This is a genomic window from Mesorhizobium sp. B2-7-2 (genome assembly GCF_006440775.1).
Classification (GTDB): domain Bacteria; phylum Pseudomonadota; class Alphaproteobacteria; order Rhizobiales; family Rhizobiaceae; genus Mesorhizobium.
Map to the genome: position 1 here is coordinate 330,989 of NZ_VFTZ01000003.1, position 17,500 is coordinate 348,488.

Annotated in this window: 17 protein-coding genes; 7 read left to right on the forward strand and 10 right to left on the reverse strand. The window is 64.3% G+C overall.

Annotated elements, in window-relative coordinates; translation table 11 throughout:
- Nucleotides 1-6: 6 nt before the first annotated feature.
- Complete coding sequence (gene ehuB, locus FJ425_RS06505) at nucleotides 7-867, reverse strand: ectoine/hydroxyectoine ABC transporter substrate-binding protein EhuB (protein ID WP_140630376.1); 861 nt, start codon at nucleotides 865-867, stop codon at nucleotides 7-9.
- A 249-nt stretch (nucleotides 868-1,116) separates the two neighbouring features.
- Between ehuB and FJ425_RS06510 the strand changes: the two genes are divergently transcribed.
- The 6 genes from FJ425_RS06510 to FJ425_RS06535 are packed head-to-tail and all read left to right on the forward strand — an operon-like array spanning nucleotide 1,117 to nucleotide 8,531.
- A complete protein-coding gene (locus FJ425_RS06510) occupies nucleotides 1,117-2,283 on the forward strand; it encodes a Xaa-Pro peptidase family protein (protein ID WP_140630379.1) in 1,167 nt (388 codons plus the stop codon).
- 11 nt (nucleotides 2,284-2,294) lie between these two features.
- Nucleotides 2,295-3,482, forward strand: coding sequence for a M24 family metallopeptidase (locus FJ425_RS06515; RefSeq protein ID WP_140722428.1), 1,188 nt, complete (start codon nucleotides 2,295-2,297; stop codon nucleotides 3,480-3,482).
- 17 nt (nucleotides 3,483-3,499) lie between these two features.
- Nucleotides 3,500-4,756 (forward strand): sarcosine oxidase subunit beta family protein, encoded by a 1,257-nt coding sequence (locus tag FJ425_RS06520; protein ID WP_140722431.1) that lies wholly within the window; start codon nucleotides 3,500-3,502, stop codon nucleotides 4,754-4,756.
- 13 nt (nucleotides 4,757-4,769) lie between these two features.
- Nucleotides 4,770-5,066, forward strand: coding sequence for a sarcosine oxidase subunit delta (locus tag FJ425_RS06525; RefSeq protein WP_140722434.1), 297 nt, complete (start codon nucleotides 4,770-4,772; stop codon nucleotides 5,064-5,066).
- The gene (locus tag FJ425_RS06530) at nucleotides 5,063-8,005 is read left to right on the forward strand and encodes a sarcosine oxidase subunit alpha family protein (RefSeq protein ID WP_140722437.1); all 2,943 of its coding nucleotides are present in this window, start codon (nucleotides 5,063-5,065) and stop codon (nucleotides 8,003-8,005) included. The genes FJ425_RS06525 and FJ425_RS06530 overlap by 4 nt, the downstream gene beginning before the upstream one ends.
- A complete protein-coding gene (locus FJ425_RS06535; protein WP_140630391.1) occupies nucleotides 7,998-8,531 on the forward strand; it encodes a sarcosine oxidase subunit gamma in 534 nt (177 codons plus the stop codon). Before FJ425_RS06530 ends, FJ425_RS06535 begins: the two co-directional genes overlap by 8 nt.
- 135 nt (nucleotides 8,532-8,666) lie before the next feature.
- Here the strand turns inward: FJ425_RS06535 and ggt are convergent, their stop codons facing one another.
- The 6 genes from ggt to FJ425_RS06565 form a co-directional block, all read right to left on the reverse strand.
- A complete protein-coding gene (gene ggt / locus FJ425_RS06540; protein ID WP_140722440.1) occupies nucleotides 8,667-10,259 on the reverse strand; it encodes a gamma-glutamyltransferase in 1,593 nt (530 codons plus the stop codon).
- A gap of 37 nt (nucleotides 10,260-10,296) precedes the next feature.
- On the reverse strand, nucleotides 10,297-10,989 hold the full coding sequence (locus FJ425_RS06545; protein WP_140722443.1) for an ABC transporter permease: 693 nt from the start codon (nucleotides 10,987-10,989) through the stop codon (nucleotides 10,297-10,299).
- On the reverse strand, nucleotides 10,986-11,699 hold the full coding sequence (locus tag FJ425_RS06550) for an ABC transporter permease (protein WP_140722446.1): 714 nt from the start codon (nucleotides 11,697-11,699) through the stop codon (nucleotides 10,986-10,988). Before FJ425_RS06550 ends, FJ425_RS06545 begins: the two co-directional genes overlap by 4 nt.
- Nucleotides 11,700-11,772: 73 nt before the next feature.
- Entirely contained in the window at nucleotides 11,773-12,624 is an 852-nt protein-coding gene (locus FJ425_RS06555) for a transporter substrate-binding domain-containing protein (protein WP_140630399.1), read from the reverse strand.
- Nucleotides 12,625-12,715: 91 nt separating this feature from the next.
- Nucleotides 12,716-13,387 carry a GntR family transcriptional regulator gene (locus FJ425_RS06560; protein ID WP_140630978.1) on the reverse strand — a complete coding sequence of 224 codons (672 nt, stop codon included), beginning with the start codon at nucleotides 13,385-13,387 and terminating at the stop codon, nucleotides 12,716-12,718.
- A gap of 315 nt (nucleotides 13,388-13,702) precedes the next feature.
- Nucleotides 13,703-14,503, reverse strand: a complete 801-nt coding sequence (locus tag FJ425_RS06565) for a SapC family protein (protein ID WP_140630401.1) — start codon at nucleotides 14,501-14,503, stop codon at nucleotides 13,703-13,705.
- Between the two features lie 291 nt (nucleotides 14,504-14,794).
- Between FJ425_RS06565 and FJ425_RS06570 the strand changes: the two genes are divergently transcribed.
- The gene (locus tag FJ425_RS06570) at nucleotides 14,795-15,070 is read left to right on the forward strand and encodes a hypothetical protein (RefSeq protein WP_140630404.1); all 276 of its coding nucleotides are present in this window, start codon (nucleotides 14,795-14,797) and stop codon (nucleotides 15,068-15,070) included.
- On the opposite strand, the gene FJ425_RS06575 is transcribed toward FJ425_RS06570, so the two are convergent.
- From FJ425_RS06575 to FJ425_RS06585, 3 genes are read right to left on the reverse strand one after another with little or no spacing between them, the layout of a single operon-like run.
- The gene (locus FJ425_RS06575) at nucleotides 15,049-15,591 is read right to left on the reverse strand and encodes a GNAT family N-acetyltransferase (protein WP_140630407.1); all 543 of its coding nucleotides are present in this window, start codon (nucleotides 15,589-15,591) and stop codon (nucleotides 15,049-15,051) included. The two genes, FJ425_RS06570 and FJ425_RS06575, sit on opposite strands and share 22 nt — an antisense overlap.
- Before the next feature lie 15 nt (nucleotides 15,592-15,606).
- The gene (locus FJ425_RS06580) at nucleotides 15,607-16,932 is read right to left on the reverse strand and encodes a hypothetical protein (RefSeq protein ID WP_140542698.1); all 1,326 of its coding nucleotides are present in this window, start codon (nucleotides 16,930-16,932) and stop codon (nucleotides 15,607-15,609) included.
- A 30-nt stretch (nucleotides 16,933-16,962) separates the two neighbouring features.
- Complete coding sequence (locus tag FJ425_RS06585; protein ID WP_140542699.1) at nucleotides 16,963-17,496, reverse strand: tail fiber protein; 534 nt, start codon at nucleotides 17,494-17,496, stop codon at nucleotides 16,963-16,965.
- Nucleotides 17,497-17,500 lie beyond the last annotated feature (4 nt).

The following is a 17,500-nucleotide window of genomic DNA, read 5'->3' on the forward strand; positions in this document are numbered from 1 at the left end:
GGACTTTTACTTGCCGGCGCAGAGCTCGGCGGTGGTCTTGTTCGGCAGATAGTCCTTGCCGAAGCCGAACGGCTCGACCAGGGCGACGTGTTCGGGCGAGCCGATGAATTTCTTCAGCTCGGCGTTGAAGGCCTTCTGCAGGTCGGTATCTTCCTTCCTGAATCCGAAACCGCCATGACCTTTCACCGACTTTCCGTTCACCTCACCGAAGGGCTTGGTGGACTCGACACCGTCGGCCTTCTTGGCCATCTCGGCGATCGACAGCGCCGTCAGCGCGGCGGCGTCGGCGCGACCCGACTGAACCGCGGCAACCAGGCTCGACTGGTCCGGCAGGACCACGAGCTGGCCTTGAGAGACGCCGGCATCCTTCGCTTCCGCCCCTTCGACGGCTCCGGCCATGACCGCGAGCTTGAGGCTGGAATTGTCCTTGAAAGTCGAAAAGTCCTTAACCTGCTTCGGATTGCCCTTCTGCACGAGCATCGCCGCGCCGATGCCGTAGGACGGCTCGGAGAAGTTGATCTCGGCGCAACGCTTGGGATTGATGAACATGCCGGCGGCGATGATATCGAAGCGCCCGGCCTTGAGACCCGGGATGAGCGAGCCGAACTCGGTCAGCACGCCGTCGACCTGCTTGATGCCCATCTTGGCCAGCACCGCCTTGGCGACTTCCGGCGCCTCGCCGGTCAGCTTGCCGTCGGGCGTGGCGTATCCGAACGGCGCCTCGTTGGCGAAGCCGACCCGGATATAGCCGTCCTTCTTGGCGCGCTCCAGCGTCGTGTCGGCCAGCGCTGCTGCGGTGCTGGACAACATGACAAGCCCCGCGCCGAGTCCAAGCGCGGTGCGGCGCGAAATTCTGATCGTCATCATCTTGCTCCCATTTTTGCGAAACCGCCGCCTAACCCGACCCCTTTTTTTCGGCATTGAGCAGCTTGAACGTATGGTTGCAGATTTTTCGCCGCGTTTCAATAGATGTGCACATCAATGGCCTTCGAAAAACGAAAAAACCTTGACAGGGTCGAAAACTGAGGCCGATATTGGCGGAAGTTGTACACAACATGCCTCAACCGAAGGCGAGCAAAAATGATGCTGCGGAGCAACGGCTCCGGAGGGGGAGTTATGCTGGACAAAAGCAACGGCGAAGCGGTCGCGCCCTATTTCGAGAGCGAGGAATTCGACCGGCGCCGCGACGCCGTCCGGCATGCCATGGCCGGGCGGGGCATCGACACGCTTCTCGTCTCGGCGCCGGAGAACATCTTCTATCTGACCGGCCTCGATCACTGGGGCTATTTCGCGCCGCATATCCTGGTCGTTCCGGCCGATGGCGAAATGATCCTGCTGACGCGCGCCATGGAAAAGGTAACCATTGCCAACCAGGTCAGGAACGCGCGCTTCGAGGGGCACCATGACGGCGAGACGGTCGCCGATCTTTCAGGACGCGTGCTTTTCGGCAGGCTCGGCGCCGTCGGTATCGAGTCCTGGTCGTCCGGCCTGCCGCACGGGCTTGCCGAGGCGCTGAAGGAACGCCTGAGCGCCGCGCGCTGGGTCGACGCATCCGGCATCATCGACGACATCCGCATGGTCAAGAGCCCGGCAGAGCAGGCCTTGATGCGCGCGACCGCCAAGATATCCGACGCCGGCGCGCAGGCTGCGATCGAGGCGATCGGGGAGGGGGCGAGCGAGCGCCATGTCGCGGCGGAAGCCGAGCGCGCGATGATCGAGGCCGGCGGCACGTTCCCCGGCTTCGGTCCGTTCATCCGTTCCACCCGGCGGCTCGGCGAGGAGCACACGACCTGGACGAGCGACCGGTTCGGTGCCGGCGATGCGGTCTTCCTCGAACTGACCGGCTGCGTCGCCCGCTACCACGCGCCTCTCGGCCGCCTTATCCATGTCGGCCAAGCCTCGAAGGAGACCTACGAGATGGCAGCGCTCACGGCCGACGCCTTTGCGGCAGTCGTCGGCGCGATGCGCGAGGGCGTCCTGTTCCGCGACGTCTATGCGGCTTGGCAGGGCGTGGTCGACCGCGCCGGCCTCTCGCATTACCGCCGCCATCATTGCGGCTATGTGGTCGGCATCGGCCTGCCGCCGAGCTGGACCGGCGGCAACAAGGTGACGGGGCTGCGCCGCGACAGCGACATCGTGCTCAAGACCGGCATGAGCTTCCATGTGCTCTCCTGGCTGATGGGCACCGGCCGCGGCGATTTCTTCATGTCCAACGCGGTGCTTCTGGGTCCCTCGGGCGCCGAGGTGCTGACCAGGACGCCCTCGGGCGTGACCGTGCGCTGAGGACATCGGCGATGCAGTTCGGCAAGAACAACACACCGTTCGACAAGGAGGAATTCGCCGCCAGGCTGGCGAAGACCAAGGCGCGCATGGCTAAAGCCGGGCTCGACGCGCTCTATGTCTCGGAGCCCGCCAACCTCAACTATCTCACCGGCTATGACGGCTGGTCCTTCTATGTCCATCAGGGCGTGCTCGTCGCGCAGGACGAAGCGCATCCGGTGTGGATCGGACGCGGCCAGGACGTCAACGGCGCGCGGCTCACGACCATCCTGCCGGAAGAGAACATCGTCGGCTATTCCGACGATCATGTGCAGTCTGAGGCGAAGCACCCGCTGCAGGCTGTAGCGCGCGTGATCAGCGAGCGCGGCCTCGGTCGCGCCAGGATCGGTGTCGAGGCGGACTCCTTCTACTTCACCGCGAAGTCGCTCGACATTTTGAAGGCGGAACTGCCCAACGCTCGCTTCGTCGACGCCGGCGCGCTGGTCAACTGGGTCCGCGCGGTGAAGTCGGGCGCCGAGATCGAACTGATGCAGCAGGCGGCCCGCATCGCCGAAAAGACGATGGCGCGGGCGATCGAGGTGATCGGCCCCGGTGTCCGCCAGTGTGATGCCGCCGCCGAAATTCTTGCCACCGCCACGCGTGGCACCGAGGCCTTTGGCGGCGATTACGCCGCGATAGCGCCGCTGATGCCGACCGGCGTCGGCACCTCCTGTCCGCATCTGACCTGGCGCGACGACCTGTTCGCTTCGCCGGCCGGCACGACGGTCGAGATCGCCGGAGTCAGGCACCACTATCATGTGCCGCTGACGCGCACGGTCTATCTCGGCCAGCCGCCGGAAAATATGCGCAAGGCCGCGGACGTGGTCGTCGAGGGGCTCGAGGCGGCGCTTAGCGTGGCGAAGCCCGGCGCCGGTGCGCGCGACGTGCACGCCGCATGGACCAAGGCCATCGAGCGGCATGGCTTCTTCAAGGATTCGCGCTGCGGCTACTCCATCGGCCTGGGCTACCCGCCGGACTGGGGCGAGCGGACCATCTCGCTGCGCTCGATCGACGAGACTGTGCTGGAGCCGAACATGACGATCCATTTCATGCCGGGCCTGTGGCTGGACGACTGGGGCATCGCAATTTCGGAATCGATCCGCATCACCGAGACCGGCGTCGAGGCCTTCTGCGATTTCCCGCGCCGTCTCTTCGTCAAATAGAACCCAAGAAGCCTCCGATGCGCCGCTATTCGGCCCTCTCCATCCTCGCCAACGGGCTTGCCGGGCACAGGCACTGGCAGCGCGCTTGGCGCGCGCCGGAGCCGAAGCGCTCCTATGACGTCGTCATCGTCGGCGGCGGCGGGCACGGACTGGCGACCGCCTTCTATCTCGCCGAGAACCACGGCATCCGCAACGTCGCGGTGATCGAGAAAGGCTATGTCGGCGGCGGCAATGTCGGCCGCAACACCACCGTCATCCGCTCGAACTACCTGCTCGACGGAAACACCCAGTTCTACGAATTCTCGATGAAGCTGTGGGAAGGCCTGACGCATGCGCTGAACTTCAACGTCATGTTCTCGCAGCGGGGGCAGATCGTCACCGCTCATTCGGCCGACCAGCTCGACTTTTTCAGCTACCGCGCCAACGTCATGCGGCTGAACGGCATCGATGCCGAGATCCTGAGCCGCGACGACGTTCGGCGCTTGGTGCCCTATCTGGACTATTCCGACACGGCGCGCTTCCCAATCCACGGCGCGATCATGCAGGGCCGCGCCGGCACGGCCCGGCACGACGCCGTCGCCTGGGGCTACGCCCGCGCCGCCGACGGGCACGGCGTCGACATCATCCAGAATTGCGAGGTGACGGGCTTCCTGCGCGACGGCGACAGGATCGTCGGCGTCGAGACGGCCAAGGGCCCGATCGCCGCCGGCAAGGTCGGCTTGGCCGTGGCGGGGCATAGCTCGGTTGTCGGCCAGAAGGCGGGTCTCGAGCTGCCGATCGAAAGCCATGTGCTGCAGGCCTTCGTGACGGAGCCGCTGAAGCCGATGGTCGACCACGTCGTCGCCTACGGCGCCGATCATTTCTACGTCAGCCAGTCCGACAAGGGCGGACTGGTCTTCGGCGGCAATCTCGACGGCTACAATTCCTACGCCCAGCGCGGCAATCTCGGCGTCGTGCGCGAGGTCGCGGAAGCGGCGATTGCGCTGATGCCCTGCATCTCGCGGGTCAGGCTGCTGCGCCACTGGGGCGGCGTGATGGACATGACGCCCGACGCCAGCCCGATCATCTGCCCGACCCCGATCGACGGGCTCTATCTCAATGGCGGCTGGTGCTATGGCGGCTTCAAGGCGACGCCGGCGTCCGGCTGGTGCTTCGCGCACACGATCGCGACCGGCAAGCCGCATCCGCTGAATGCCGCCTACAGCCTCGAGCGCTTCCGCACGGGGCGCACGCTCGACGAGGCCGGCGTCGGTCCGTTCGCCTGGCTGCAATAGGGGAGGCCGAGACATGCTGCGTATCGACTGTCCCTGCTGCGGCCCTCGCGACCATGACGAGTTCCGTTATGGTGGCGATGCCTCGGTCATGCGCCCCGCGCATGACGATGCGGATTTCGAGGCCTGGTACCGCTATGTCTTCGTCCGCAAGAACCCGGCCGGAGCACACCGGGAACACTGGCAGCACGTCCTCGGCTGCCGGCAGTGGCTGATCGTGGAGCGCGATACTCGCAACCATTCGATCGCTTCGGTCGCTCTCGCCCGGAACCCGTCTGGGAAGAAACCACCTGCCAGGAAACCATCCCAATGAGCTCCAACTTCAACCGGCTGGCCGAGGGCGGCCGTATCGATCGCGGCCGGCCGCTCGACTTCAGCTTCGACGGAAGCAGCCTCACCGGTTTCCAGGGCGATACGCTCGCCTCGGCGCTGCTCGCCAACGGCGTGTCGCTCGTCGGCCGCAGCTTCAAATACCACCGCCCGCGCGGCATCTTCTCGGCCGGAGCCGAGGAGCCGAACGCGCTGGTGACGCTTGGCACCGGCGGACGGCGCGAGCCGAACCTGCCGGCGACAATGCTGGAGCTAGCCGACGGCATGATCGCCGAGAGCCAGAACCGCTGGCCTTCGCTCGCCTTCGACGTGCAGAGCCTCAACAGCCTGTTCGCGCCGTTCCTGTCCGCGGGCTTCTACTACAAGACCTTCATGGGTCCGACCCGTCGCGCCTGGATGTTCTACGAGCATTTCATCCGCAAGGCGGCGGGGCTCGGCAAGGCCGGGCTGGAGCCGGATCCCGACCGCTACGAGGTTCGCCACGCCTTTGCCGATGTCGCCATCGTCGGCGGCGGCCCGGCGGGCTTGTCCGCCGTGCGCGCCGCGGCGAACGCCGGGGCGCGGGTGGCGCTGATCGAGCAGGATTTTCGGCTTGGCGGGCAGCTTCTCTCCGAGCGTCGCGGTTCCGAGGCCGCCGCTTGGCTCCAGACAGTGGAAGCCGAACTCAAGGGCTTCCGGAACGTCAGCCTCATGGCGCGAACGACCGCCGTCGGCCTTTACGACGGCAAGGTGCTTGGCCTTGTCGAGCGGCGCGACGATCCGCAGGCCGCCGGCCAGGCCCTCCAGGCGTTCACGATCCTGCGCGCCGGCGCTATCGTCTTTGCCACCGGCGCCATCGAGCGGCCGCTGGTGTTCTCCAACAACGATCGTCCGGGGGTGATGCTTGCCTCGGCGGCCAGGACCTATGTCAACCGCTTCGCTGTCCTGCCCGGAAGGAAGGCGGTGGTCGCCACGACGAATGACGGCGCCTGGCGCACGGCCTTCGATCTCGCTGCCGCGGGAGCGCAGGTCACGGTTGCGGATCTGCGGACTATGCTTGCGCCCGCCCTGCAGGCAGAGGCTTCGCGCCTCGGCATCGCCGTTCGTGCCGGCACGCACATTGCCGACCTGCGCGGCGGCCGCGCGGTCAAGGCGGCCAGACTGGCCGGAACAGGCGCGGAGACCGAGGTCGATTGCGATCTGGTCTGCGTTTCCGGCGGCTGGTCGCCGACGGCGCATCTCGCCTCGCAACTCGGCGTCAAGCCGGTCTACCGCGAGGACATCGACGGCTTCGTTCCCGGTCCCTTCGCGGCCGGCCAGTTCGGCGCCGGTTCCGTGGTTGGCGGTTACACCGCGGCGGAAGCGATCGAGACCGGCCACTGCGCCGGCATCGAGGCGGCCGCTTCTTGCGGCAAGACGAAGCCCGTGCCGGCCGCTCTCGAGCTTCAATCCGCGGAGCTGTCCGCGGCCGCGTTCCGCAATGTTCCGGCGGCGCGCGGCAAGGCCTTCGTCGACATCCAGATGGATGTCACCATCGGCGACATCGCGCTCGCGCACCGCGAGGGCTATGAATCGGTCGAGCATCTGAAGCGCTACACCACGCTCGGCATGGGGACGGACCAGGGCAAGACCAGCAATTTCCCGGCGCTCTCTGCGATGGCAGCGTTGCGCGGCACAACCATCCCCGAGACCGGCACGACCACCTTCAGGCCGCCCTATACGCCGGTGGCGATCGGCGCGCTGGCCGGACGCGCCGTCGGCCATCACTTCAAGCCGACCCGCCGCACGCCGCTGCATGAATGGCACGTCGCCAATGGCGCCGACATGCTGGAAGTCGGCCTATGGATGCGGCCCTATTTCTACCGCGGCGCCGGCCGCGACGTGAACGAGGCCTATGTCGCGGAAATGCAGTTTGTGCGCGAGGCCGCCGGACTGATGGATATCTCGACACTCGGCAAGATCGACATTCAGGGCCCCGATGCCGCGACGCTGCTCGACCGGGTCTACGCAAACAGCTTCGCCAAACTGCCGGTCGGCCGCGCTCGCTACGGCGTCATGCTGCGCGACGACGGCATCGTCTTCGACGACGGCACCACGACGAGGCTTGGCGAGCACCGCTTCTTCATGACCACCTCGACCGCCAAGGCGGCCGAGGTGATGTCGTGGCTGGAATTCCTGCTCGACACGGCCTGGCCGGACCTGCGCGTCGCTGTCGCCTCCGTGACCGACGAATGGGCGGCGATGTCGGTCGCCGGACCGAGGAGCAGGCAAGTTCTCGCCGCCGCCTTTCCTGCGCTCGAGCTCTCCAACGAGGCCTTGCCGCATATGGGCTTCGTTGAAGGGGAATTCGAAGGCCGGGCACTGCGGATCATTCGGCTGAGCTATTCCGGCGAGCGGGCCTACGAGGTCTATGTCGGCGCGAGCGCCGGCGAAGCCGCCTGGCGCCGGCTAATCGAGATCGGCGAGCCGTTCGGGCTGAGGCCCTACGGGGTCGAGGCGCTGGGCGCGCTGCGCGTCGAGAAGGGTCACGTCGCCGGCCCCGAGATCGACGGCCGCACGACGCTCGACGATCTCGGTCTTGGCCGCATGGTCGGAAAGCGCTCCGGTTTCGTCGGCGACGTGCTTCGCCGCCGTCCTGCTCTTGGCGAGCCGAACCGGCAGCGCCTGGTCGGGCTGAAATGCCTGGAGGCAGGAACGCGCCTGAGCGGCGGCGCCATTCTCTTCAAGCAGGGCGAAGCCCGGCAGGGGCACGGCCGCGGTCGCATCACCTCGGTGACGTATAGCCCGACGCTCGAAGGCTATGTCGGTCTTGCGCTGCTCGCTGGCGATGTCGCCGTGGGGGACGAGGTGGTGGCCGTTCACACCATGAAAAACGAGACCGTCCGCGCGAGCGTGGTCTCGCCAGTATTCTTGGACCCGGAGGGGGAGCGACTTCATGGTTGAAACCGGCTCCGCCATATCCGTCGCGGCCTGCACGATAATCCAGATCGAGAGCTGGCCTGAAACGCAAGCGGCATGCGAAGCCGACCTGTCACGCCAGCTGGGCGCCGCGCTGCCGGCCGCTGCCGGCGAGACAGTCGCCGCCGCAGGGTGGCTCGCGGTTCGTATTGCGCCTCGACGGTTTTGGCTGATCGCGGATGGAGGACCGCAGGTTGACTGGAATATCGACCCCACTCTTGGATGCTCGCTGTCGCTCAGCGAAGGAAGAATGCGGCTTAAGCTGAGCGGGCAGCAGACTTTCAACGCTCTGAAAGGATCGGTGGCGATCGACTGGGACTCACCGTGCGCAAGTCCAGGGAGGGCGCTGCAGACTGGCTTACATCATGTACCGGTTCTGCTGTTGCGAAACGGACCTGACGCTTGTGACATCTTGGTCCCGCGCAGCTTTGTGCGAAGCGTGATCGAATGGCTGGCAGACATAGCCGCGGTGTCCGATATTCAGAATGAAATTGTCAGACGCCGCGCCTGAACGCTGCAACGCGGCTCGCTGATTCAAGCGCGTCGGCGCTCACAGATGTGGAAGCTGGAGGACAACCCGGCTGCCGACGGCGGGAAGATCACGATGTGTCGACTTCCGCTGAACTGAAAGTTGTTGCCACACCCGTTAGCTCCCCAGAGCGATGCCGTCTTTCCTTGGTTCCGACGCGCCGGTCAGCGTGCCGTTCTCCCAGTCGATGCGGATCGCTTGAGCGCCGCCGATCGGATCTTCCGCTTGAGTAAAGGTGAAACCTCGGCGTTCGAGCTCGGCTTTTGTTGAGCCGTCCAACGTATGCTCTGCCTCCACTCCGGGTCCGCTGGATGTCGGCATCACGCGCGGCAGATCGATCGCCTCCTGCAGGTCCATTCCGTAATCGAGGACCTTGGATATCAAATGCGCATGGCCAAGCGCCTGATAGTAGCCGCCCATCACACCGAACGACATTTCGACCCTGCCGTCGCGGGTCGCCATGCCTGGGATGATCGTGTGAAGCGGCCGTTTCGACGGGCCGATTCGATTGGGATGGCCGGGCTTGAGCGAGAAACTCTGACCGCGATTGTGCAGGATCACGCCCGAGCCAGGAGAGACAAGGCCGCTGCCGAAACTGTCAAAGATGGAGTTGATGAAGCTTACGGCATTCCGATTTCGGTCGACCACCGAGATATAGACGGTGTCGCGATGAAGAGGCGTTTCGAAAGGCGGCAGATCTGTCAGCGCCTTTGTGAGGTCGATCATTCCCGCAAGTCTGTCGGCCAGTTCGTCTGACAGCAGGTGGCCGACTGGGACATCCGCCTTCTCTGGATCGGCGATCCAGGCGTCGCGGGCGCCGTAGGCAAGGCGCGTCGCCTCGATCTCGACATGCAGCCGGTCGGGCGACTGCGGGTCCCCTTTGGCGTCGAAGCGGCTCAGGATATTGAGGATCAGGAGAGCGATGATGCCCTGGCCGTTCGGGGGACATTCATGGATCGTGTAGCCGCGAAAATCTGTGGTCACCGGGCTCACATACTCGCCGCGCGCATTCGCGAAGTCTTCCAGCGTGTGGAGGCCGCCCAGCGAATTTAAATAGGACACCATGTCCTCGGCGACCGGCCCGCCATAGAATGCGTCGCGTCCCCCTGCAGCAATGCGTTTCAGCGTATGTGCCAGCTCTGGCTGGCGGTGAACCTCCCCGATTCTTGGCGCCCTTCCGCCGGGAAGGAAGATTCGCGCAGCCGTTACGTCGGCTGCGAGAAGTTTTTGTTCGAGAAACCAATCGCGGTGAACGCGCGGAGTGATGGCATAACCCTCCTCGGCAAACCGTATGGCGGGCGCAAGCACGTCGGCAAAGGAGAGATCGCCGTAATCGGCGTGCAGGCGTGTCCATGCGTCGATGGCCCCTGGGATCGTCACCGATGCGGGCGACTGGCGTGGCACGTTTGTCAGTCCCCGCTCATCGAACCAGTCGGCCGTGAGGGCCGCCGGCGTGCGCCCGGAGCCGTTATAGGCGATGACCTTGTCGGAGCCGTTGGGCGCGTAGAGCGCGAAACAGTCGCCGCCGATGCCGGTCGAGCCCGGTTCCACAACGCATTGGACCGCGCAGACTGCAATGGCGGCATCCATCGCGTTGCCACCTGCGTCAATGACCTGCAGCGCCGTGAGCGTGGCGGATGGGTGCGAGGTCGCCGCCATCGCATGTCGCGACACGGCAACGGATCGCGTCGGCTTCTCGAAATTGCGCATTTCGTTAATTCTCTTCGTCATTGCCGGGTGGCACGTCTCAGGCCCGCGCCCGGTAGGGGGTGAGCCAGGTTTCCAGCGCGTTCAGTACCGAGATGAGCGTGAAATTGATGGTGAGATAGATCGCGCCGGCGGCCACGAAGACCTCGACCGCACGATAGGTTTGCGAAATAAGCCCCTGCGCGATGCCGGTGACCTCCATCAGCGTGATGATCGATGCAAGCGACGTGCCCTTGATCATGAGGATGATCTCGTTGCTGTAGCTCGGGATGGCTTGGCGGAGCGCCAAGGGCAGGATGACGAGACGCAATGTCAGCAGTCGTGACATGCCGAACGCGGAGGCTGCCTCGGCGAGGCCGCGCGGCACACCCTGTATCGCTCCGCGCAGGATCTCACTGCCATAAGCCGCGGTGTTGAGGCTGAGCGCGATGACGGCGCACCAGTAGGGCTCGCGGAACACCCACCAGAGCCCGGCCGCCTGCAGGGACGGACGAAACTGGCCCAGTCCGTAATAGATGAGGAAGATCTGCACGAGCAGCGGTGTGCCGCGAAAGATCGCCACGAAGGAGCGTATGGGCCAGACCAGTATCCTGTGGGTCCCCTGTTGGGCCAGTGCGAGCAACAGAGCCAAGACGAAGCCGATGCTGATCGACCAGCCCGCAAGCTGCAACGTCAGTGGCAAGCCGGAGAGTAGGGTAGGAATGATCTCGACAAAGAACGCGAAGTCGATCATGCGCGGGCCATGCCTCGCCAGGCCCGGGCCTCACTGTAGCGGAAGACCGAAGCGGTCGCGGCAGCGATGACGAAGTAGAGCGTGCCGGCCGCCACGTAGAAGACGAAGGGCTCTCGCATCGAGCCGGCACCGATCTGGGCTTGCCGCATCAATTCGACCAGGCCGATCACGGAGATCAAAGCTGAATCCTTGAGCACCAGCTGCCAGACATTGCCGAGCCCCGGCAGGGCATGGCGCATCAGTTGCGGGCCGATGACGAGACGCAGGGATTGAAGGCGGGACAGGCCAAGCGCCTTGCACGCGTCAAACTGGCCGTGATCGACGGCCAGGTATGCGCCGCGATAGACCTCAGCCTGGTAGGCGCCCGAAATGATGCCGATCGCCAGGACGCCCGTCGCAAATGCCGGCAGTCCGACGAAGCCGGCGCCGCCGAAGAATTTGCCGATCTGCGTCAGGGCAATGCTGCCGCCGTAGTACAGCAGGTAGATCGTCAGCAGATCGGGAACGCCCCGAAACACCGTTCCGTACCCTTTCGCGAGCCAGCACGAGAGACGTTTCGAGGAGAGCCGGCCTCCTGCTGCAACTGCGCCGAAGACAGCACCGAGGAGAAAGCCGAGGACGGACAGCGAGAGCGTCACGCCCGATGCCAGCAGCAGGGCGGCGCCCCAGCCGCCCTTGCCAAAGGAAAGAATATGCAATGCATCCATCATGTGAACCGAGGCTTTCAGCGCGCCGCCCGGCGGAGTCGATCGATGCCGATCCGCCGGACGGGTCAGCCAGCGCCTACTTGACCGGCGTCACATCCGTCTTCACCCATTTCTCCGAGATACGTTTGATGGTGCCGTCAGCGATCGCGGCGCTGATCGCGGCGTTCATCATCTCCTTGAGCTTGGTATCTTCCTTACGCAATCCCGCACCGGTTCCGGCGCCGAACAGGCCGCCGACGAAGCCCGGACCTGCAAGCGTGAAGCCGGAGAATTCAGGTTTTGCGAGCGTCGCGGCAAGCGCTGTCTTCTGAGCGAATATCGCATCGATGCGCCCCGCCGCCAAATCGAGATCGTGCTGCTCGGTGGTCTTGTATTCACGGATTTCCACCGTGTCGCCGAAGTATTTCTTCAGGAATTCGAGCATGGCCGTCGCCGCCTGGACGCCGACCACCTTGCCTTTCAGCAGCGGCTTCAACTTGTCGACGGCGGCCTTGGACGCGGCTTCGTCATCCAGCTTGAATTTTTCAGCCGAAGCACCGAGCTTGCCGAGCTCACTATCCTTGGCGACTGCAAACCCGCCCGGATCGATCGCGTAAGGCTGCGTGAAGTCGATGGTCTCGAGGCGTTTCGGCGTGATGAACATGCTGGCCATGATCACATCGAACTTGCCGACCTTCAATGATGGTATAAGGCCGTCCCAGTCCTGGGCAATGATGGTGCACTTGATTTTCATCCGTGCGCAAAGATCGTTGGCAAGCTCGATCTCCAGACCGTCGAGCTTGCCGTCTGCGTTGGTGAAATTCCAGGGGGCGTAGGCACCCTCGGTCGCGATTGTTATAGCCTTTGGCGCGTCCTGCGCGAATGCGGTCTGGACAAAGCCGAGCATGCCGAATACGGCCGCGACGGCGGCCAGTCGATGAATTTTCATATATGTTCCCCTTTCTTAGGCTGATCTAGCTGTTCCGCTGGCCAGTTCCGGTCTTTTGCCGGTTTGAGGCCATTTCTCCTGCCGGCGTTGATCACCGGCTCGCAGACACGAATTCGGCCAACATCGGCGCTGTGCCGAGAATATGATCCTGCATGACCTCTTCCGCATGGCGAGCGTCGCCCGATCGCAAGGCTGCGATCACCGCAGCGTGCTCCTCGCGTGCGGAGAGCGGCTTGTCGGCGTCATCGAACCAGATGCGCATGTAAGGCTCTATCACGACATGCAGTGCCGAAACCTGGTGGATGAGCTTGGGCCTCCGGCTGAGCGCACAGATGCGGCCATGGAATTCCTGATGGCGGATCACCCAGTCGCTGCTGCCGCTCTGGCCCGCGCGTTCCATGCGGTCGAGCAGGTTCTCGAACTCTTCGAGCGCCTCCTCATCGATCCGTGGCATTGCCAGCCTGACGGCCAGTCCTTCGAGAACCGAACGTATCTCGAAGATCTCGTAAAGCTCATCAACCGTGAGGCCGGCGACGACACATCCTCTATTGGGACGCAGAACCACCAGCCCGTCGGAAGCCAGGCGCCGAAAGGCTTCGCGCACCGGCATGCGGCTCATGCCGATCTCGGCCGCGATCTCTTCGGGAATTAGCCGGTCGCCCGGTTTGTAGCGACCGAGGCGAAGCGCCCGCTGAAGATGCCTGTACGCCTCCTCCTCTGCGGTGGCGGACAGGCGTGGCTCTACGGAGAAGGCTGCTGGCACTTGGCACCAAAAAGTATTTTTGTATCCACGTATCATAAAATCCGCATTTGGGTGCGGGGTCAATACCCCGTAAAGACCGTTTGCGAGCTGTTCGGTGTCAGCTAATCGGTGTCAGCTAACGTCAGCGGCCCGGCGCCGGGCGTTGGCTGACTTATGATCGGCAATCTCGTCCCTCGCTCCGTCCGAGCGGCGTGAGGGTCGTGCCGAGCTACGCGGCGTGTTGATGGGCATCCGCGAATTCGCAAGAGGCCATGGATATTCACTTTGCCGAGGTCTGACGGCGTTGGCTGCGTGCTTATTGTCGCCGCCTATTTTCTAAGCCCGCTTGCGAAGCGACGCCTGGTAGACCAGCGACGACCAGCTGTTGGACGAGGCGAGGTGGCAGTAGATCAACGCGAGCGCGCCGGATTTGCGGAGGTCGAGGAAGGCTTCATCGCCGAGCTTGTTGAGCGCCTGCTCGTCGATCACCTGGAAATCGGTGAGGTTCAGCACCTCGCCGCCTTCCAGCGTCACCTTGCTCTGGCGCGGCGCGAACAGCCCATGGGCGTCGATTTTCTCGACCATGGCGCGGGTGGCGTTGAAGTCGTTCTGGAACTGGCTGCAGAAGGCGAGCGCCTGCTTGGTCGCCTCGGCGGGTTCGGCGCCGTTGAAGAACAAAGCGAGCTTGCCGCCGTCGTCGCGGAATGGCGCCGCCAGCTGATCGACGACGCGATCGCTGGCGCGGTCGACGCAAAGCGTCAGCCGGCCGGAGGTGGCGGACTCGTCCGCCAGGATGAAGGGATAGCGGCGCACATAGGCGGGAATGTAATGGGGTTCGGTCCAGCGGCCGTCGGCGTCGACGAACAGGTTCTCGTTCTGGCGCAGTCCGGTGATGACTACCGGCGCCTTGGTCGGGCCGATGAAGACGATCGGATAGGAGCGCATGGCGCCGGGCATTTCCGACGCCACGACCGGAATGGCATGCGCCGTGCGGGCAAAGCCGAAATCGGCGCGGGCGGTCAGCCCGAGCGAGCCGTGGCGGATCGGGTTGAGCGCCTCGGGCTTGCCGTAGAACAATGGCAGCGCATTGCCGGGGGCACCTGCGGCCGGCGCATTGTCGGTCGTTGTTTCAGCCATGTTGTCGCATTCTCCCCGGAAACTTCGAAAGCTATGAAATAGCGCAGCCATAACGGGTTTAGGCCAGCACAAGGGCTGGCGCAACGGCCGTAGCGGCTCTCTTGCCGGATAGAATCCGCCGAACCGCTCCTGCTCCTTTCCAACGCAATTCCGGACGGAAGGCTACGGCGAAGTCGCCGAACCCAACCACCGCGCAGTTTTCCTGGAATTGCTCCGGTCGGCAGGCTATGGACAACATGGTGCCGGCCGATGACATCGGCGGGCCAGGCAAGCGATCGAGGGCGGACGAGTATGATTTCGGCGACGGATTTCGACCAGGCTGTCGGACAGACTTTCATCGTCGAGACGAGCGGAAAGATGGTCGCGCTTGAGTTGAACGCGGTGAAGCGGATTGGCCACAGCCTGCGCGACGGCGGCGGCTTCTCGCTGCTGTTCAAGGGGCCGCGCGAAATGCTTTTGCCGCAGGCGACCTACCGCTTCGTCGGAAGCGAGCATGCGCATGACATCTTCATCGTGCCGGTATCCCAGGATGCGACGGGCTATACTTACGAGGCCGTCTTCAACTGAGCGCCATCGCCGCCCTTGCCTGACAACGCGGCCGGCCGCGCCATCAGGTCGTAAACGCCCTTGTCTTCGCTCACAGCGAAGCCCAGCCGCAGATAGAGGCGGCGCGCCGGATTGTTCTTCTCGACATGGATCGACACCGCCTTGCCGACGGCGGCAGCCTCGTCGATCAGGTCGTTGAGCAGCGCCGTGCCGAAGCCCTTGCCGCAATGCTGCGGCAGGAAAGCAATGTCGATGATGCGGTGTTGGCTCGGCCAGCGCTCGAGATAAAGGCGGCCGATCCGCTCGCTGCCGTACTCGATCACGAACCAATCGGCGTCGGGATAATAGCGCCGGTAATGCGCGCGCTGTGCCTGGAATTGCATGTCGAGGAATGCATGCTTCTGCGGCTCGCTCCAGGAGGTCACCGCCAGTTCTTCCATTCGCGTCGAGGCATAGAGCGCGCCGAGGAACGGGACGTCCGCGTCCGTCTCTGGCCGCGTCGTCAGCCCGAGCGCGCCCCCGTAATTCTTGCCGGCTATCATTCTTGACCGGCTGCCTCAGACCGGCGGTGTCAGGTCACGCACCACGGCGATCTGCTTGAGATTGCCGGTGGCAAGCGCTGTCCAGTCCCACTCCCATTCGGAGCTGTCCATGGCCATCTGGTTGAGGGTCCACAGACCATTCGAGCCATCGCCAGTGATCATCATCGAGAACAAGGCGAGGCGGCCGTCGGCATTGTAGTCGAGCGACAGGCGCGTGTTGGCGTTGGACAGGCTGAAATCACGCCATCCCGACCAGTTCTGGGTGGCGGCGTCATACTGGGCGTTGAAGGAATGGACATGCTGCTGGTCGGACGCGGCCAGCATGATGTCGCCATCGCCCTGGATGCCGGCGCATAGCGTGGATTTGGGAACCCTGCTGTAGCCGGGGGACGCCCAAACCGTCCAGGTGTCGGAGCCCGCCGGCTGTTGCTTGGTGTGCAGAACCTGGCCTGGCTGCGTCATGGCAAAGAGATTGGTTGCGCCAAGCGGACCGACGATCGGCGCCATTTCCGTGAACCTGTATCCGTTGTCGATCTCCACCCATTGCGTCCAGTCGGCCGGCGTCAACGCCTGGGCCTTGGCTTGCTGGCAGCGGTAGAGTTGCAGGCCGGAATTGATGCCGAACAGCGCTATACGGCCGTCGGCCTGGCGCAGCGCGGTGATCGCCACCAGCTCGCCCGGAATCTGCTGCCAGGCGCTCCATGGCCGGGCGGGCGGCCTGAGCTCGTCGGCGGTGATGACGATCGGCGTTGAGGTGCCGGGCGGCGTGATGGTCTTCTGCACCTGAACGATGACGTCCGGGTTCTGGTAGATCCACCAGATGCGGCCGAGATTGTCGGTCGCGAATATCTCGACGCGGCCGTCGGCGTCGCGCGCCATCGACAGCTTTTGGTAGAGAACCGCGCCGGGCGGCGCGCCGATGTTGACCGGCGGGTTCCATTTCTCGATCGGGCCGACCTGATTTGGATCTTCGGCGATGAAGAAGAGATTGGGGCTTCCCGCCTGCTGTGCGGCGATCGCGACGCGGCCATCCTTGGTCAGGCCCGCCGTCATGATCACGAAGACGCCTGGCGCAATGGGAGACCAGTCCTGCGCCCACGGGCCGTTTGGCGAAGTCTGCGCCTTATGGATGAGCCGTCCGGCCGCGGAATCGATGCCGACGACCATGAGCCGCGACAGTTCGAAGAAGGACGCGCCGGCGGGCATGTGCTGATAGGCCGGCGGAACGCCGGGTTGCCGCGCGCGCGCCGGCTGCCGGACCTTGGAAGCCGCCCTTGGCGTTGGCGGCTTCTCTGCCTTCGGGGCCGCAGCTTTCGTTTTCGATTCTGCTTTCTTGGCCATCGTATCGGTCCTGACCTGTTGGCTCGGAATTCAGGTTCTCGGCGGGAAAACGCCTTGCAGCGCGATGCAGAAATAGCAGGTTAGATAGGGCTGCAGATTGTTGTGAGGCTGGTCGCCGCCGGCTGGCGCGAGCATGCTATCGCTCATCGGCGTCAGCGCAGGTATTGGCGTGCCTGGAACATAGGCGAAGACGTCCTTGGATTTGCCGAGGATTCGCGATGGGGAGGGAACCTGAACGTCGGCCACATCCTGGGTTCCGACCATCACACCGTGCGCGTGGAGCGGCATCTCGCTTTCAAGCAGCGATACTGTCCCTGAGCCCCCGGTCTCACCGAGATCATGCAGGGAGAGCCCCGGGCCCTGGCCTGGATGCATCGGCGAGCGACCCTGCAGATCGGGCAGGGCGAAATTGGACTTGCCGTTGCCGCCATAGGTGGTGCCGAGCAGCGAGAACAGCGCGGTGTTCTGCGACAGCGGCAACAATTGCCCGTCGCACCATGCCCACCCCTTGGGCGCGAAATTGAAGGGGAAGATGCGAATTTCGGCGACGAATGGATCGGCCATGACG